This window comes from Amycolatopsis sp. NPDC039088, from assembly GCF_055598845.1.
The window spans coordinates 1-17,803 of the sequence record NZ_JBVKAE010000013.1 but is presented as its reverse complement, the minus strand read 5'-3'; the positions used below and the strand labels follow the sequence as shown (position 1 = coordinate 17,803).

The 17,803-nt window shown below is 66.6% G+C and carries 12 protein-coding genes and 1 pseudogene; 6 read left to right on the top strand and 7 right to left on the bottom strand.

Going from position 1 to position 17,803, the window contains the following annotated elements; translation table 11 throughout:
- Nucleotides 1-18 precede the first annotated feature (18 nt).
- Entirely contained in the window at nt 19-1,638 is a 1,620-nt protein-coding gene (locus tag ACZ7KI_RS18305; protein ID WP_470274306.1) for a glycoside hydrolase family 43 protein, read from the bottom strand.
- Between the two features lie 368 nt (nt 1,639-2,006).
- Here ACZ7KI_RS18305 and ACZ7KI_RS18300 point away from each other — a divergent pair.
- The 5 genes and pseudogenes from ACZ7KI_RS18300 to ACZ7KI_RS18280 form a co-directional block, all read left to right on the top strand.
- Nucleotides 2,007-3,038: pseudogene (locus tag ACZ7KI_RS18300) on the top strand (glycoside hydrolase family 10 protein); the annotation flags it as partial.
- 20 nt (nt 3,039-3,058) lie between these two features.
- Nucleotides 3,059-4,438, top strand: a complete 1,380-nt coding sequence (locus ACZ7KI_RS18295) for a glycoside hydrolase family 43 protein (RefSeq protein WP_470274305.1) — start codon at nt 3,059-3,061, stop codon at nt 4,436-4,438.
- A gap of 601 nt (nt 4,439-5,039) precedes the next feature.
- Complete coding sequence (locus ACZ7KI_RS18290; RefSeq protein WP_470274304.1) at nt 5,040-6,065, top strand: LacI family DNA-binding transcriptional regulator; 1,026 nt, start codon at nt 5,040-5,042, stop codon at nt 6,063-6,065.
- Between the two features lie 90 nt (nt 6,066-6,155).
- Nucleotides 6,156-6,578, top strand: a complete 423-nt coding sequence (locus ACZ7KI_RS18285; RefSeq protein ID WP_470274303.1) for a nuclear transport factor 2 family protein — start codon at nt 6,156-6,158, stop codon at nt 6,576-6,578.
- Nucleotides 6,579-6,646: 68 nt separating this feature from the next.
- Nucleotides 6,647-9,289: a hypothetical protein gene (locus tag ACZ7KI_RS18280; RefSeq protein ID WP_470274302.1), complete on the top strand. Its 2,643-nt coding sequence runs from the start codon at nt 6,647-6,649 to the stop codon at nt 9,287-9,289.
- A gap of 53 nt (nt 9,290-9,342) precedes the next feature.
- On the opposite strand, the gene ACZ7KI_RS18275 is transcribed toward ACZ7KI_RS18280, so the two are convergent.
- The 6 genes from ACZ7KI_RS18275 to ACZ7KI_RS18250 form a co-directional block, all read right to left on the bottom strand.
- Complete coding sequence (locus tag ACZ7KI_RS18275) at nt 9,343-10,545, bottom strand: FAD-dependent monooxygenase (RefSeq protein ID WP_470274301.1); 1,203 nt, start codon at nt 10,543-10,545, stop codon at nt 9,343-9,345.
- A gap of 167 nt (nt 10,546-10,712) precedes the next feature.
- On the bottom strand, nt 10,713-12,986 hold the full coding sequence (locus ACZ7KI_RS18270) for a WD40/YVTN/BNR-like repeat-containing protein (RefSeq protein WP_470274300.1): 2,274 nt from the start codon (nt 12,984-12,986) through the stop codon (nt 10,713-10,715).
- Between the two features lie 122 nt (nt 12,987-13,108).
- On the bottom strand, nt 13,109-13,852 hold the full coding sequence (locus ACZ7KI_RS18265; RefSeq protein ID WP_470274299.1) for a DUF4386 domain-containing protein: 744 nt from the start codon (nt 13,850-13,852) through the stop codon (nt 13,109-13,111).
- Between the two features lie 17 nt (nt 13,853-13,869).
- On the bottom strand, nt 13,870-14,586 hold the full coding sequence (locus tag ACZ7KI_RS18260; RefSeq protein WP_470274298.1) for a DUF4386 domain-containing protein: 717 nt from the start codon (nt 14,584-14,586) through the stop codon (nt 13,870-13,872).
- 184 nt (nt 14,587-14,770) lie between these two features.
- The gene (locus tag ACZ7KI_RS18255; protein WP_470274297.1) at nt 14,771-15,865 is read right to left on the bottom strand and encodes a cytochrome P450; all 1,095 of its coding nucleotides are present in this window, start codon (nt 15,863-15,865) and stop codon (nt 14,771-14,773) included.
- Nucleotides 15,866-15,877: 12 nt separating this feature from the next.
- Complete coding sequence (locus ACZ7KI_RS18250) at nt 15,878-16,528, bottom strand: helix-turn-helix domain-containing protein (RefSeq protein ID WP_470274296.1); 651 nt, start codon at nt 16,526-16,528, stop codon at nt 15,878-15,880.
- 103 nt (nt 16,529-16,631) lie between these two features.
- On the opposite strand from ACZ7KI_RS18250, the gene ACZ7KI_RS18245 reads away from it, so the two are divergent.
- Entirely contained in the window at nt 16,632-17,552 is a 921-nt protein-coding gene (locus ACZ7KI_RS18245) for a methylenetetrahydrofolate reductase (RefSeq protein WP_470274295.1), read from the top strand.
- Nucleotides 17,553-17,803 lie beyond the last annotated feature (251 nt).

The window sequence follows — 17,803 nt, the reverse complement described above, 5'->3', positions numbered from 1 at the left end:
CCTTCGGCGGAAACCCGGCTACGGTGTGGTCAGATCGAAGCGCTGCAGGGTGACGGCGCCCCCGAGCGACTGGGTGGCGTGGTTGAACACCGCGAACCGGTAACCCATGAAGAACGGCCAGTCGCTGTTGAGCGTGAAGCCGGGCCCGAACGAGGTGAAGTTGACGCCGTCGGCGCTGTAGGAGAACCGGGCCTGCCGCCCGGCACCCGGCCGGATGTCGGCGTTGGCGCGCAACCAGATCCGGCTGCCGGTGAAGCCGGCTCCGGCGACCTCCGTCCCGGTCGTCTTGGTGTTCCAGTTGCCGTCCATGGTGAGGTTGTTCACCATCACCACCCGGTTGCGGCCGCCGTCCCGTTTGACCCCGATCCAGGCGGACGAATCACGCAGCATGGCCAGTCCCGTCCGGTCACCGTCCCTCATCGCGCTCAGCTCGAGCGAGATCGTCGCGGTGGACGTCGGCCCCGGTATCCGGTGGGTCAAGGTGTTCTTCGCGGCGTAGAGATCGCCGGTGACGGACGCTGTCTGCAGGCGCAGACCATTGCCGACCGAGAACTTGGTGGTGTCCGGGTTGTGGTTCCACTCCCACTCCGGCCCGAGCGCGGTGCCGGTGAACGTGTCGGTGCCGAGCATCGGCTTGACCGGCCGTGGCGGCGGTGGCAGGTTCGGCGCCGGATAGTTCGTACCCCAGCGGTTGTCGACGGTCTGCAGCCGTGGCCAGCCGTCGGCGGTCCAGGTGACCGGCGCGAGCACCGGGATCCGGCCGCCGGGATAGGCGTCGACGAACGCCATGTAGTACCAGTCGCCGTTCTGCGTCTGCACCATGCCGCCCTGATGCGGCACCCCGCCACCGGCCACCGGCCCCGGCAGGTTCAGCAATACCTGCTGCACGGTGTAGGGCCCGAACGGACCCGAGGTCGATTTCAGGATGTACTGGCCGTTGGCGGGGCGTGTCACGAAGATGTAGTAGCTGCCGTTGCGCTTGTAGAACCGCGAACCCTCGAGCGTGCCGATGTTCGACGGTGTCTGGAACACCTGCTGCGAGCGCACCTCGGTTTTGCCGTCCTTCGACAGCTGGGCCACGCTGAGGGTGGTGTTGCCGTACGCGACGTACATCGTGTCATCGTCATCGACCAGCATCCCCGCGTCGTAGTAGCACTTGTCGATCGTCGTGTGCTTGTTCCACTGCCCGTCGACGGAAGTCGCCGTGTAGATGTGGGTCTTGGCGAAATCGACGCATCCGCCCCAGTAGAAGGTGTTGTTGCTCTTGCGGTGGTTCAAGAACGACGCCCAGATCCCCCGGACGTACCCGCGTCCGCCGTTCAGGTCGTACTTGGCCCCGAAGTCGAGCCGTGGCACGGAATGTCCGGCGAACTCCCAGTTCACCAGGTCGTACGACCGCAGGATCGGCGCACCGGGCGAGTAATGCATGGTCGAGGCCGAGTAGTAGTAGGCGTCGCCGACCCTGATGATGTCGACGTCCGCGAAGTCCTGCCAGAGGATCGGATTCGTGATCGCCGCGCCGCGCGGAGCCTGCTGCGCGGCGGCATCCGGGCGTGGGCTCGCGGTGAGCCCGCCGAACAGCAGACCGACGGCGGCGGCCAACGCCAGTACCGCTTTCCCTAGTCGATGACGTGCCATCACGGTCCTTTCGCCTCCCGGCGATCTCTTCGCCGAATGGGAAATGCCTTTCGCGGACACCCCGGTTCACCACTTCTGTCCACTGAGGACAGTTGAACGATTTCGTTCCAGCAGGGGCTTTCGAGCTATGGAACCAGTACGCGACACCGGAGTCAACGTTTCGAAACAAAAGAACGCTTTTGAACTTCTCCCACTTCAGTCGCGCTTCGATGTAACTTTCACCGAAAATGCTCCATTCAGGGCACCGCAGTCGGCGCAATTCCCATAACGCTCTTGTGAGCGTGAACATCGCGATGCGACACTGCGAAAAACTCCCAGCGCGCGAGCCCGGAGTTCCCGGACATCCCCCTTCCAGAAGGTGTCACCATATGAAGCTGACAACGAAGTCGGTGTCACGAGCCGCACTCGTGGCCACCTTGTTCACGACGACCGCGCTCCTGGCGGCCACCCCGGCGGGCGCCGCCTCGACGCTCGGCGCGTCCGCCGCGCAGAGTGGCCGCTACTTCGGCACCGCCGTCGCCGCGGGCAGGCTCGGCGACGGGACCTATGTCGGGATTCTCAACCGGGAATTCTCCATGGTCACCGCCGAGAACGAGATGAAGATGGACGCCACCGAGCCGAATCCGAACCAGTTCACCTTCGGCAACGGTGACCGGATTCTGAACCAGGCACGAAGCCAGGGCAAACGCGTACGGGGACACACCCTCGCCTGGCATGGCCAGCAACCCGGCTGGATGCAGCGGATGGAGGGCCCCTCGCTGCGGTCCGCACTCGTCAACCACATCACCAAGGTCGCCGCCCACTACCGGGGCCAGCTCTACGCCTGGGACGTGGTGAACGAGGCGTTCGCCGACGGCGGCTCGGGTGGCCGCCGTGACTCGAACCTCCAGCGCACCGGCAACGACTGGATCGAGGTCGCCTTCCGCACCGCGCGTGCCGCCGACCCCGGCGCCAAGCTCTGCTACAACGACTACAACATCGACAGCTGGTCCGCCGCGAAGACGCAAGGCGTGTACCGGATGGTGAAGGACTTCAAGGCGCGCGGCGTCCCGATCGACTGCGTCGGGCTCCAGTCGCATTTCGGCACCGGCATTCCCGGCGACTACCAGACCACCATCCAGCGCTTCGGTGAACTCGGTGTCGACGTCCAGATCACCGAGCTCGACATCGCCGGATCGGGCGCGCAGCAGGCCGAGAACTACCGCCGGGTCACGCAGGCCTGCCTCAGCGTCGCGCGCTGCGGCGGCATCACCGTATGGGGCATCCGCGACACGGATTCCTGGCGCGCACGGGAAACCCCGCTGCTGTTCGACGGCGCCGGCAACAAGAAGGCGGCGTACAACACCGTGTTGAACGCGCTCAACGGTGGCTCGGTCGTCCCGCATCCGACAGCCGCGACGCGCTGACCGCGGAGGTAGCGATGCGATCGTCTCCACCGACCCGGTTCAGGCGCGGACTCGCCTGGCTGGTCACGACGCTCTGCGCCGTCACGTTGTTTCCGGCGACGGCGGCGGCCGACAACCCGATCGTCCAGCACATCCACACGGCAGATCCCGCCCCGCTGGTGCACAACGGCCGGGTCTACCTGTACACCGGGCACGACGAGGACAACTCCACCTGGTTCACCATGAAGGAATGGCGGGTGTGGTCGTCCGCGGACATGGTGAACTGGACCGACCACGGTTCCCCGATGAACCTGGGCACCTTCAAGTGGGCGAGCGCCGACGCGTGGGCGGGCCAGGCCATCGAGCGCAACGGCAAGTTCTACTGGTACGTCCCGGTGACCAGCAGGGCCACCGGACGCTACGCCATCGGGGTCGCGGTCTCCGACAGTCCCACCGGCCCGTTCAGGGACGCGCTCGGCCACCCGCTGGCGGAGAACGGCGAGATCGACCCGACCGTCTTCATCGACGACAACGGCCAAGCGTATCTCTACTGGGGCAACCCTAACCTGTGGTACGTCAAGCTGAACCCCGACATGATCTCCTTCAGCGGCAGCCCGGCCCAGATCCCGCTCACCACCGCGGGGTTCGGCACCCGGCCCAACGGCGGGAACCGGCCGACCCTGTTCGAGGAGGCCCCCTGGGTCTACAAGCGAAACGGTTTGTACTACAACGTTTTCGCGGCCAAGTGCTGCTCGGAGTTCATCGGATACTCGACGGCACCCGGCCCGACCGGCCCATGGACCTATCGCGGAACGGTCATGCCGACGCAGGGCAGCAGTTTCACGAATCATCCCGGAATCATCGATTTCAAGGGTAATTCGTACTTCTTTTACCATAACGGCGCATTGCCCGGCGGCGGCGGCTTCACGCGTTCGGTCGCCGTCGAGAAGTTCGACTACCGGCCCGACGGCACGATCCCGACGATCATGATGACCGGCATGGGAGCCCCACAGGCCGGCACCTTGGATCCGTACACCCGCCAAGAGGCCGAGACCATCGCGTGGGGTTCCGGTATCGAGACCGAGGTCGCCGTCGAAGGCGGCATGAACGTGTCGCATATCGAAAACGGCGACTGGATCAAGGTCAAGGGTGCCGCGTTCGGCGCCGGCGCGGCCACCTTCACCACCCGGGTGGCGTCGGCGACCGGGGGCGGTGACGTCGAACTCCGTCTCGACAGCCCCACCGGCACGCTGGTGGGCAAGTGCGGCGTGCGAGGTACCGGCGGCTGGCAGAACTGGACCACGGTCTCGTGCCCGGTGAACGGCGCGTCCGGCACCCACGATCTGTACCTCCGGTTCACCGGAGGAGGCGGATACCTGTTCAACCTGAACTGGTGGCAGTTCGGCTCACGCTGAGCCGTCCTGCGCTGAGCCGCGGCGCCCGCCCCGTTCCCGGGGTCGGGCGCCGCGGTGCGTCAGCCCGTTCAGCGATCAGGATGAGTAGTACTCATCCACGCGGCGTTGGCACGGTGGTCTGAATGGATGAAAATCGCGATATCGGCCCGCTTCCGGGGAAAGTATCTTGAATCCAGCGTCTACGGGCTCTTGACTGCGGTGTAACAAGACGGTGTCATGTGATGACGATCGACGCCGACAACCCCGTCCCCCGTGCCGAAGGTGTCCGATACCGCGAATGAGTCTCATACATCGCGGACGCGACATCGCGCGAAGACCGGCCCACAACGCAGTGGAGCACCCATGACCACGCACGTCCGCCCGTCCGCCCAGTCGCCACCGACCAGGGCCCCCGAGTATCGACGTCCTTGTGCATGAAGATCTTCATTCCCCTCAATGGCACGGTGAATGCTCCCGAATTGCCGTAGCCCCGCGCGAACAAAAGCATGCCCCTTTTCCGCGCAAAGAGAATGGTCGGCATCTTGCTGGGCGACAGGATGCCATCCGACCGGTTTCGGGCAAACGCCGCCCGCCGGACAGGGTGGTCTTGGGAAGGTGGAAAGTGTCCTCAGTCGAGCTGCCCGATACTCGCCCCACGCTGGCTGATGTGGCCAGGGTCGCCGGCGTGTCGACGGCGACAGCGTCCCGCGTGCTCAACGGTTTCGCCAAGGTCCGGCCGGAGACGCGCGACCAGGTCAAATCCGCGATGATCGCGCTCGGCTACGCCCGCCGTCGCGCGGCGAGCCTGAAAGACCTGCCGCGGACCGGATCGATCGCACTGGTGGTCTGCGAGAAGATGCTCCAGGTGTTCGCGGACCCCTACGTCGCGCGGATAGCGGCTGGCATGACCAAGGAACTGACCACGTCGGGTGCACAGCTCGTGCTGATACCCATGTCGTCGGTGGAGGACTACCCGGCTTCGATCGTGCACTATCTCGCCGACGGGCATGTCGACGGCGCGCTGGTGGTCGGCATGCACGGCCGGTACCCGCTCGACCTCGCGTGGCTCGGTATCCCGGTGGTGTTCGGCGGACGCCCGGTATGCGACGAGGATTCCGGGCATTACTCCTATGTGGACGCGGACAACCTGGGCGGCGCGGAACAGGCCGTCCGGCATCTGTTCGCGTCCGGGCGGCGCACCATCGCGACGATCGCGGGTCCGCAGGACATGGTGGCGGGCATCGATCGGTTGCTCGGCTACCGGAAGGCCATGGGCAAGGCCGGCATCGACGACAGCCTGGTGGTGTTCGGCGACTTCGGGCTGGCCTCCGGCGACCACGCCACGGCACGGTTGCTCGAGCGGAGGCCCGACGTGGACGCCATCTTCGCCGCCTCCGACCTGATGGCGGCGGGTGCGCTCCGCGCGCTGCACCGGGCCGGGCGGCGCGTACCCGAGGACGTCGCCGTGATCGGCTTCGACGATCTGCCGCTCGGCCGCCGCACCGAGCCGCCACTCACCACGGTGCGCCAGCCGATCGAGGAGATGGGCGCCCGGATGGCGCGCGAGCTGCTCGCGATGATCAACGGGCCCGCCACTCCGGCCGGCCTGGTGTTCGACACCGAGCTGATCGTGCGCGAGTCGGCCTGAGTTTCGCCTACCGCATGGCGCGCTGACCGCGGGCGGGTGGCGTCGGAAATCCGCCAGCCCCTCTCGCCCCTGCTCGCCTAGGGTCGCGGCATGTCACAGCAGAGCCGCGAGATCGTCCAGAACGCTTGGAAAGCCTTCGCCAGCCATGACCCCGGCCAGATCTCCGCGGTCTTCACCGAGGACGCCGAGTGGAAGGCGCCTCCGGCAAACGCCACCGCCGTCGCACTGGAGGGCCCGGCCCATTTGGTGGGCAGGAAGGCGATCGTGCGTTTCCTCGCCGAAGACTTTCCGCGTTTCTTCGTGAGTGACGTCGAGGTGACCTTCCACGGGTTCCATGCCGACGGCGAGCGCGTGATCGTGGAAGAGACCATGACGGCGACGTTGGCCAACGGCAACCACTACGCCAACGACTACTGCTTCGTCTTCGAACTCCGGGATGGACTCGTCCACCGGGTCCGCGAGTACATGGACACCGCTCGCGGGAACCGCATGGTCTTCGGAGAGGGACCGTAGGGAACGGAGCCCGATAGTCCGCCCGAGCGGACATTTCTGCCGCTCGAGCGTCGTGCTGTAGTCGGACGATGACGTGGTCTACCAGGCTCTTGCCCCTGCTCACCGGTTTGCTCGTCGGTGCCGGCATGGTCACCGCGCCCGCCCACACAGCGTCAGGCCACACGGCGGAATCCGCCCTCGGCCGATCCGCGGACGATATCGCGACCCATGTGGACTACTCCTGGATTCCGACGCCGCGGAACATCGTCGAGATGCGGGCGACCCGTGAACGGCTCAAGGTTCCGTCCCTTTTGGACATGGCCTGCAAGCCGATCGGCGCGGGTTTCGGCGAGGACTACATGACGCGGCAACTGGCCCGCGTCGAGCTGTTGCGCATGCTGGAAAGCGAGGCGGGCACCGCGGCACTGCACACCGCGCTCAACGTACGCGGCACGGTGGCCCTCGTCACCAGCCCGAAGAACGCCCGCGACTGCGTGGCGGAACTGGCGCCGGACTGGGCGAAACCGCTCGCCGAGCGCCGTGAGGTGAAGGAGCCTGGCTGGCAGACCGTCCTGGACGCTTTGCTCGCCGTACCGTTCTGGTATGGCGTTCCGGGGACCGAGGACGAGAAATATTGCGGAAAGGGCGGCGACGCGGACATTTCCATGGCGCTGGCCCTCCGGGTCTGGCTGCGGGCCCGGGACCACTATCCGAACGCCGCCGACCTGGCACACACGATCAGCAGGAAATTCTGGCTCCAGGGCGGACCCAACGGCATCGACGAGGTCGTCTGCGAAATCCTCGGCGCGAACGTCCCGGAAACCGAGAACCACCGGCTGCTCATCTGGACCACCCGATTCCTGCACAACGAACACCTCCCGCCCATCACCCGGGGTGAGGTCCTCGGCAACGGCAACCGCTGGGTCAAGGAATACAACCAGGAAAGCTTCGACTACGACAACCGCACCAACGGGCTGTTCACCAAGCTCCACGAGGTCTTCGAACGCCGGGAGTTCCTGGACCCGCGCCTGCGCGGAGTGCTCAACGAGGACTTTCTCGAGTACAACTCCCGCGCCTACAGCCGGTATCAGATGGTCGCTCTGCTCAACCTCTACGACCTCGCCCGCGATCAGGGCCTGCGGTCCAAGGTCCGGGCCACACTGGACTTCCTGATGGCCAAGAACGCCACCGAGGCCATGGGCGAGCTGCGCGACCCGCCCTTCCGCCGCCGCCAGAGCAACCAGGGACCCAACCTGTTCAACAGCGACCCGATCTCGCCGATGTCCCAGGTATGGGTGGGCGACCTGGCGCCGTATCTGACTCCGGACAACCTCTTCGCCGGCGAGGGCGTCATTGCCGCGTCCACGAGCTACCGGCCGCCGGACGTCTTGGCCGACCTCATGCTCAATCCCCGCAATCATCGCTTCCAGCAGGCGTTCAACGGCCGTGGCCAGCACGAACGGGCGTTCGGCCAGCCGGACTACACGATCTCCGGCGGGGGTCAGCAGACCGACTGCCCGTACCCGAATCCCGCGCTCATCCCGATCGGCGGCCGGTGCCCCGGTAGCGGCAACGACTCCGGGACCGTCGAGCCCATCGTGCTGATGCCCCGCCGGACCGCCTTCCAGCGCACCGGTTCGCTCGAGACCCCGGTACCCAAGATCCAAGAAATGCTCCACAGCACCAACCCGTGGAACTCGGTCATCGAGGGCAACACCTGCATCGGGTACGGCGTCGCGTGCGGACCCGGCTTCAACGAGGGTGACCGCTGGACCAAGGACGACCCGGCGTGCCGGGTGTATGTCGAGCAGCCGAACCAGGATCGCATCCTGTCGCAACGCTTCGACCAGTCCTGCACCCGCACGCCACACCTGCCCGCGAACACTTGCTTCTTCACGCACATACGCGAGGTGAAGGCGGCCATCGTGCCGTTCATGTACCTGGTCACGCACGACTGCGATGCCACGAAGCGTCAGGACAACCCGGGTTTGTTCCGCCAGTTCACCGACTATCTGACCATCGGTCCGGGTGCTCCGGGGCCAGTGGAGAGCCGCGGTGACTCCGCCTACGGCGTGCTCAAGCGCTTCTCCATCCGGCCACCCGAGACCATCGACGGTCCGCTCAGGCCGGGAACCAGGCAAGTCACCTTCAACGCCCTCTTCCAGTCCAACGGCAACAAGATCCGTCACTGGGTGGCCGATCCGGCCTTCCCTGACCTCGGCAGCGGTGTGGTGGCCCAGGGCGACGTGGCGGGCTTCGAATCGGCGGGTATCGATTGGCGGCGGTTGCGACTGCGCAACCAGGGAGCCGGTGAGGAGGTGATCGACAACATCCTGGAAAACGGCGTGACCCGCCGGGAAGCCCATATCCACCGCTTCCGGGCGCACGGCTCGGTCACGCCGTCCAGCGGCGCCGACGTCATCACCGTCACGCCGGATATCGCGACCTACCCCGGCAAACTGCACTCGACGACGGTGACCGTACGAGACGCCTCCGGCCAGGTCATCGCCACCAGTACACGCGATCACGCGTACGGCGAACTCAACGACGGCGCCAAACCCGTCGAAATCACCGTGGAACGATCGACCCCGGACCACAGGTACCGCGTCGAGGCGTGCGTCGCGTGGTGGAGGTTCTTCACCGCCGAGGAGTACGCGCCCGATCCACAGGGCCCCTCTCAGGTCGCCGGCACCGGCCGGTGCAGCCGCTTCGACGTCCAGGCGTCCGGCTGACCACCCGGCCGGGCCGGGTGATCAGCCGAGCATCTCGGGTAGGTGGCTCCCGCCTATGTCTCCCGGGCCCCGGAGTCCGGCAGGCCGGCGTAGTCGGGCAGGTCGACGCCGTTGAGCGCGCGCTCGATCAGCGGCATGAGCGCCTCCATGTCGGGCTCCGGGCCCGGCTCGGCGTCCGACCGTGACGGGTTGAGGACTTGCGCGTGAACCCGGCCGATCTCCTGGTTGGCTTCGACGAACGAGCGCATCCGCGACTCGTAGGCGTCGAACCCGGCCTTGGGATCCCACTCCGCGGCGGCGAGTTCTCCCGCCAGCAGGTAGGCGCCGACCAGGGCCAGCCCGGTGCCCTGTCCGGACATCGGCGACGAGCTGAACGCCGCGTCGCCGATCAACCCCACCCGTCCGTCCGACCAGCGGTCCATCACCACCTGGGCGACCTGATCGAGGTAGAAGTCCGGGGTGTCGTCCAGCTGCGCGAGGATGCGCTGGGTCTGCCAGCCCAGGCCGTCCATCCGCTCACGCAGCAGGCGCTTCTGGCCCTCGATGTCGCGGTAGTCGACGTCGAAATCCGCCGCGGGGAAGGAGAACATGGCCATCGCCCGGGTGGCGTCCTGGATGGGCCGCAGCAAGGCGGAACGTCCGGACTCCTTGTCCTGGTACTCGATCAGCCAGCGATCCAGCCCGAACTCGTTGGGCACGCTGTAGAACGCCAGCACCAGCCCGAGGTGGCGGATGAACCGCTCGCGCGGCCCGAAGACCATCCCACGCAGCGCCGAATGCAGCCCGTCGGCCCCGATCACCAGATCGAAGCGCCGCCGTCCGCCGCTCGCGAGGGTCACGTCGACCCCGTCCGCGTCCTGGGTGAGCTCCGCGATCCGGTCGTCGAAAAGGTATTCGACGCCATCGCGGGTGTCGTCGTAGAGCACCTGGGACAAGTCTCCGCGCAAGATCTCGATGTCCGCGATGTATCCGTCGCCGCCGTGGTCCTCGGCGCTGTGGGTCTCCAGCACGTTCCCGTCGACGTCCACGGTGTACGCACCCGCTGTGTCGGTGCAGGCCGCGCGCACCGCCGCGTCCAGCCCCATCCGGCGGATGACCTCCTTGGTCACCCCGCGCGCGTCCACCGCCTGGCCGCCGGGACGCAGCCCGGGGGCCCGCTCCACCACGGTCACCTCGGCTCCCCGCCGACGCAACCAATGGGCCAGCGCGGGCCCCGCGATGCTCGCCCCGACCACCAACACCTTGCTACCGCTCACCGCGGCCCCCAATCACCGTCCGGACAACGCGCTGGAGTGTACGGCGAACTTCGCCGCTCGCGGATGACCTCGCGGCTTCCGGCACCGGAGAGTCGCAATTAGTCCTCTAATGGCGTTTCGGGCGCACGCTCACCCCGTGGTGGCCGCGTCTTCTCCCGACGTCGCCGTCATCCCGCGTTCCCGACCACCACCCCACGCCCGTTCGTGCCGAGATAGACCCGGCCGTACACCCGCGGGTCACCGGTGATCGCGTCGCCGATGTTGCCGTACTGGTGCTTGTCGTCGTTGATCCGGACCCAGCTGTTCCCGGCATCGTCCGAACGGAACACACCGTGGACGCCCGCGATCCTGGCGATCGTGTAGAGAGCCGGGTAGTTCTTGCCCGGTGCGGCCTTGCCCATGCCGATGTTGTCCGCCTCCGCCACGCCTGCCGCCTTGGTGAACGACGCGCCGGAGTCGGTCGAGTGCCAGATCCCCGCTCCCCCGGCGAGCCAGATGTCGCCCTCGCGACCGGCCACCGCCTTGAAATGCGCGGAAGCGGGAAGCCCGGTGGCGGCGCTCGCCGAGAAGGTCGCCCCGCCGTCGGTGCTCACGTAGAACCGTCCGGCCGCGAAACCGTAGAACTTCCTGGGGTTGACCCGGTCGGACTCGACGACGGCACCGGCGGGTATCCCGCTCGACGCGGTCCACGAGCTGCCGTACCAGGACGCGTAATGCACACCCGTCCCCTTGGGGCTCCAGACGAACCGGCTGGCGTCGGCACCGGCGGCGACCGTACCGCCGCCGGTGACACCCGCCGGTTCCGCGCCCTGCCACCAGTTCGACCCGCCGTCGGTGGAGAACGCGACCCTGTTTTCGTTGGGGCGCGCGGCTTTGTCGAAATCACCCACCCGCACGATCGAGGACGGCGCCAGTTCGGCGTAGTCGAGACTGGTGGTAGTCGTGAAGCCCGGCGAGAGGAAGACCTTCGACGGCACCTTGTCGAGCCGGTCGTGGCGGAATCCGCCGATGTCGCCGAGCGCGCTGAGCAAGGGCGCCCCGGCCGGTGGACTGATCAGGTCCAGCACTGCGGTTTCCTCCAGCCCGGCGACCATGGGCTTGATCGTGATCTTCCCGCCACTGTCCCAAGTGGTCAGATTCGTGGTCCCGTAGATCGTCGCACCGGTCCCGTACATCATCCGGTTCGAGTCGAACGGGTCGATCTCCATCGTTTCGGTCATCCATCCCAGCTTCGGTGACACCTCAGGCGGCGCCGGATTCGCGCCGAGGTTCAACCACGGAACGGCCGAGATGTCCTGTGTGTACCGGAACGCGCGGTTGGGATAGCTCGTCCAGTCCCAGATCCGTGTCCACGACGCGCCACCATCGGTACTGCGGAAGAAGATGACGTCGGGCCACCAGGAAACCTGGGTGGCGACCATGATCGTGCCCGGCCGCTTTCTGTCGAGGGTCAGGCCGCTGTATCCGAAGTAGTCGTCGGAACTGGTCGACGGGATCGGGCTGATTCGCGTCCACACCCCGGACGCCGTGCTGAACTTCCACACGTCGCCCTTGGCGCCGTCGTACGGCCCGCCGGTGTCGCTCGTAGCGAGGTACAGAGCACCGTTGACCGGGTCGAGAACCCCCTTGTGCGGCACGTAACCGGTCGGCTGCCCGGCCACCCGTTCCCAGCTCGTCCCGCCGTTCGTGCTGCGGTAGAGGATGTTCTCCTTGTCCGCCACCCCGACGTAGATAGTCTGGGTGGTGTTCCCGCGGGATCCGGTGCGCGGATCGAAGGTCACGAAGGCGATGCCCTGGTTGTCGCTGAGATAACCGTTGGGATCGCTGGGATCCTGCGCGTAATTGCCGGGATTGGGAAAGGACGTCACCTTGTTCCAGGTCACCCCGTGGTCGGTGCTGCGCCAGAGCCCGTTGCCGCTCGGGGCGCCGAGATAGAGGACGCTGTTGCGGTTCGGATCGATGACCAGGCGCTCGCCCATCCCCCGGCCCGGCATGTTCCCGCCGAGCTTGAACGGCAAGGCCGACTTCTGCCAGGTGGTCCCCCGGTCCGCCGACCGCAGGATGGCCCCGTTCCCGGGATCCCAGCTGTTGGTGTACATCCCGGCGGCGACGTAGACCCGGTTCGGTTCCACCGGATCGGTGGCCAGCGCGGCCACCCCGTTGTGCCCCCAGTCGCTCCGCCCGACGTGGTCCAGCAAGGGGATCCACCGGCCGGTCGCCTGGTTCCATCGATAGGCGCCGCCGATATCGGTGCGCGCGTAGATCAAGTCCCGTTCGGTCTGATTGAACACGATGCCCGGAACGAAGCCGCCGCCCGCGATCTCGGCGTTACTCCAGGCGGCTGGATCCGCCGCGGGTTGCGCGACGGCCGAGGTCCGCACCACGGCCATCAAGCTCGCCGTCATCGTCACCGCGAGTATCCCGGCTAGAGCCCTCTTCATCGAGAGTCCTCCGATCGACAGGGTTCACAGAGATATGGGAGCGCTCCCACTCTTACCGTAGGCCTTCGTCCGCGCGGGCACATCCGCCGTTCAGGCTCGTTTTCGGAAAGCGGTTTCCATTGTCAGGCGTGGACCGGGAAGGTGAAGCCCTTGACGAACAGCCAGATCGGCAGGACGACCTCGAAGACGCCACCCGGAACCAGCGCGACGAGCCCGACGCCTTGTGTCACGTCGACCACGCCGAACAGGTCGAGGACGCATCCGGCGAGCAACGTCGGATAGCTGACGATGCCGAGAACCGCGAGCCAGCGCGGGACGAGCCTCGATCGGTGGAGCAGGATGGACATGCACAGACCCGCCGCGGTGACGACCAGATAGATCAACAAGGTGGCGACCCCCTGTTGCGCTTTCAGCGAAGCGCCGAGACTCGCCGATGTCGAGGCGTCGATCGTGCCGTCTCGCAGGCCGGCTCCGAGTTCGATCACCATCAGCGGGACGGCCAGGTAGAACAGACTCGCGGCGAGTTCGGTGACCCTGAAGCCGATGTGTGCCAGCGCCAGTGCTTCGCCGTGGCGTTTCACCAAGGGGAAGAGGAGAACCGCGATGCCCACCACCCCGAACTGTCCGGCGAGCAGAAGGGCACCGGTGGCCAGCGCGCCGGTTCGGGTGGACGCGCCTGCCGGGAAGTCCGGGCTGTTCAGTACTCCGGTGGTGAGTGAGTCGGCGAAGATGAACGCGACCGTGGCGGCGAGGAACAGGAGTCCGATGAGGACCGCGGTCTTGCGGGTGGACGCCGTCGTCGGCCCGCTCGGCCGATCGAGCGGGCCGGTGTCCGGAGGGATGATCGATCTTTCTGGTGCAGCCATGGGAATTCACTCTCTATTCAGTTGGAGGAACCGGTCGAGGTGACCCGTCGGCCCCGGATCACGAGCCATAGCGCGAGGAGGAACTCGCCGAGGAACGTGTAGGTGGAGACATCGGTCCAGCCACCCGGGGAAAGCATCACGCCGAAGCTGTCGATCACGTAGCCGAGGCCCGCGATGGCCAGCAGGACGCCCAGCGTTCTCGGCACATACCCTGATCGATAGGCCAGGTAGCCCAGGACGAGCAAGTGCAGGCCGAACAAGCCGAGCGACATCATCCACAGGTCGGCGAAGGCGGCGATTTCCAGCAATGCTTGGGCATTCAGCTGATCCACGCTGAACACCCCGAGGTAGGCGTCGCCGGCGAACAGGCGAAGCGGCCCGAAGAGTTGACCGATCGCGACGAGGAAGACCCCCGAATACACGAGTCTGAACGCCGCCGCGACCATCGAAAGATTCCGGTTCACCGGGCTGAACACGCGGTACAGGCCCCATGCCACGACGACATCGAGCGCGATCACCAGGAAGAGACTGGCGATACCGAGCCGGTAAAGCCCTGCGGATTCGGTGATGTCCTTCGCCGTCCGTGCCGCGTCTCCTGGGGTCACCAGCCCGTCCACCGCGACGAACTTGCCGAAACCGGCCAGCAGGGACATGAGCAGCAGCCCGGCGCCGGCCGTGATGCTCGCGGCACGGATCGGCCGCACGGTCTTCATTTCGAGCGAAGCGGATGACATATCCGCGGCCCCCTCGGGCGTCGGCGAAACAGTGCCAGCGCCGCCGAAGTCCGGAGCGGATGTCCGGTGCGCCCGTCGAGTCATCAGACCGGACGATGCCTGCCGGCAAACCGTCGTGGCCGAAGAAGGGCGCGTCATCAGCGTAGACCTCAGCGATGGGGCTGAACAGGGCCGGACGGGACCGTCATCGGCCTGATGCCTGGCTTGTCGCCAGAGTGGCTTTCAGGACGTCGATGCCGACGGGGGTCCGGTGGGTGTCCAGGTCCGTGATCCGCCACGGGCGGGCGAGCAGGGCCTTGAGGGCGATGCGGACCTCCATGCGGGCGAGGTGGGCGCCCATGCAGAAGTGGATGCCGTGGCCGAAGGACAGGTGGGGATTCGGCGTCCGGTCCGGGTCGAAAGTGTGCGGTTCGGTGAAGACCTCCGGATCACGGTTGGCCGCCGTGAGCATCGCGACGACCCGTTGGCCTGGGCGGAGTTCCTGACCGCCGAGCGTGGTGGGCCGGGTGACGAACCGGTCCGTTCCGCCGGTGGGCGGCAGGAAGCGCAGAACCTCCTCGACGGCCAGTCGCACGTCGGACGGCTTCGGTCTGGAGGCAAGGCAAAGGACGGCGTTCACGAGCAGGGTCTTGGTGGTTTCGTGGCCGTTGATCAGCAGCAACGTGCAGAAGTCGAGCAGCTCGTCCTCGGACAGGCCCGACGCCTTCAGGGTCGCGATGATGCCGGTCGGGTGCTCGAACTCCTCGCGGAAGTAGGCGCCCATTTCCGTCAGAGCCTGGCGGAAAGCGTTCTGGCGGCCCTCGTCGGCGGTGAACGTGCCGAAAAACGACGTGATGGCCTCGGTCCACCGGACGAAATCCGGCCACCGCGACGGCTGCACGCCGAGCAGATCCGCGATCGTGTGCACCGACAACGGGTAGGCCACCTCCCCGATCAGGTCGAAACTCGCCCCGGCCGAGGCGAGTAGATCGCGGACCCTCGCCGTGATCAACGGCTCCAGCGACGACACGGCCCGGGGAGTGAACACCTGGCTGACGACCCGGCGCAACGCGTGGTGCTTGGGCGGATCGGTCGCCTGCAGGCTCCGCAACAACGGGTTCGCGCTGTGCGGGATCGGCTGGGTGCTGTAACGCAGTTCGTCGGAGGAGAACACCGCATGATCGGTGAGCACTCTGTCCACATCGGAATACCGGGTGACCACCCAGCCGCCGAACGGCTCGGCGAACCGCACCGGGCCCACCTCTTGCGTGTGAAAAGCGAAGATCTCCTCAATGGACATACCCACAGGGTGCTACTCGCCCGCGGACACCGCTTGGAAGAAACGGACACACGACGACCCGACCGAGCGCCGGAACTCCGCGATCATATGCGGCTGGTCGTAGAACCCGCTGCGGACAGCGATTTCCGCCCAGTCCGGCATCGGAGACGACCGCGCCAGCGCCAGCGCCCGGTGCAACCGCACCACCCGTGCGTACGCCTTCGGGCTCAACCCGACCGCCACCAGGAACCGCCGCCGCAACTGACGTTCGGACAACCCGACCGCGGCCGCGTGGTGGGAGACCGGCGTCCCGGGAGCCGTTCGCATGGCCTGGAGCACCTGCCCGATCGCCCGATCGGCTGGACGGGCCGGTGCCCGCAACGCCCGTAGCCCGGCGTCGAGCCCCGAACCAGGGAACGGCGTTCCCGCCAAGGGCACCTCGTCCGCGGCGATCCCCAACACCGACGCGCACGTTCCCGGCCGCAGCCGCACCCCCGTCAACGGCTCGGTCAGGATACCCGTCCTGGCCTCGGTCTCCGGCCCGGCCAACCACAACGAACCGTCCGCGAACACCAGCAGGTCCACGGACGGTTGCGGCAACGCGGGCGGCAGGCTCCCGCTGCGCCGCCACACCCGGCTGACCCGGTCGGCCAGGTCGACGGGCGGAGCGAAGTCACTGGTCACGCCCCTGATTGGACCCCGAAACGACCGGTTTCCGCCACCGAAATACACCCGGCCCCATGCCTGCCGCGACGTCGGATCGCCTGGCTTCGGCTACGGTCCGTTCATGGACATTGTGCGCCGCATCGACCGCGCCGCGAGTGAGTTCCTGCTGTTCGCTCTGACACCACCTCGCCTGGCCACCGCTCGCGAACGCGTTCAAGAGATCGCCGACGCCACCATGGCTCGCTTGCGCCCGTTGAAGCTCGACGGCCTGATCCTCTACGACATCGATGACGAAGTAGCTCGGAACCCGACGCGGCGCCCGTTCCCGTTCTCGCCGACCCTCGACCCCGCGAACTATCTCGCGGACAACCTCACGAGTTGGCAGACTCCGGTCATCGTCTACCGAGCGGTCGGCAAGTACGCGCCATCGGAGCTGCGGTCATGGCTGGCGGCCCAGGACCCGGCGCGCGTGATGACAGTTCTCGTTGGCGCCGCGTCCAGCAAGGTCGAGGCCATGACATCACTCGCGGATGCTCAAGCACTGCGGCGTGACGCCAACCCCAGCTTGTCGCTCGGCGGCGTCGCGATTCCAGAACGTCACAGCCGCCGGGACGATGAACATCTGCGACTGCTGGCGAAGCAGGACGCCGGATGCCGATTCTTCGTGACCCAGGTGGTTTACGACGTCAACGCAGCGAAGAACCTTGTCTCCGATTACCACTACGAATGCGTCGCACGCGGACGAGCACCCGTTCCGATCGTCTTCACCTTCTCGGTCTGCGGATCGTTGAAAACACTCGACTTTCTGCGGTGGCTAGGCGTCGACGTGCCACGGTGGATAGCGAACGACCTCAGGCACGCGGCCGACACCCTCGAAGCGTCGTATCAGGTGGCCGCCGCGGCGGCTACCGAACTGATGACCTACTGCCGCAGCCTGGGCGTTCCGTTCGGCATCAACGTCGAAAGCGTATCGATCAGGCGGGAAGAGATCGAGGCGTCCGTGCGACTTGCCGAACGACTTCGGACGGAGATCAAGGGCTGAAGCCGCAAGTTTCCCGGCCATTGAGCAGGTAGCTCAAAGGTGACGTGTCTGTGAAGGCCTCCTTCCCTACGCTCAAAGTAGGGAAGAAGGCCTTCACGGACTTTCCTGCCTTGAGGCTGCGGGTGAGAGGTGGGCTGGGTTGGTCGTGAGTGGCGATTCGGGTTATTGAGGGGTAAGTCAAACGTGTCGTGTCGCGGGCTGTGGTCGCTGCTGCCTACGCGTTTCCCTGGTGGTGAAGGCTTCCTTGCCTA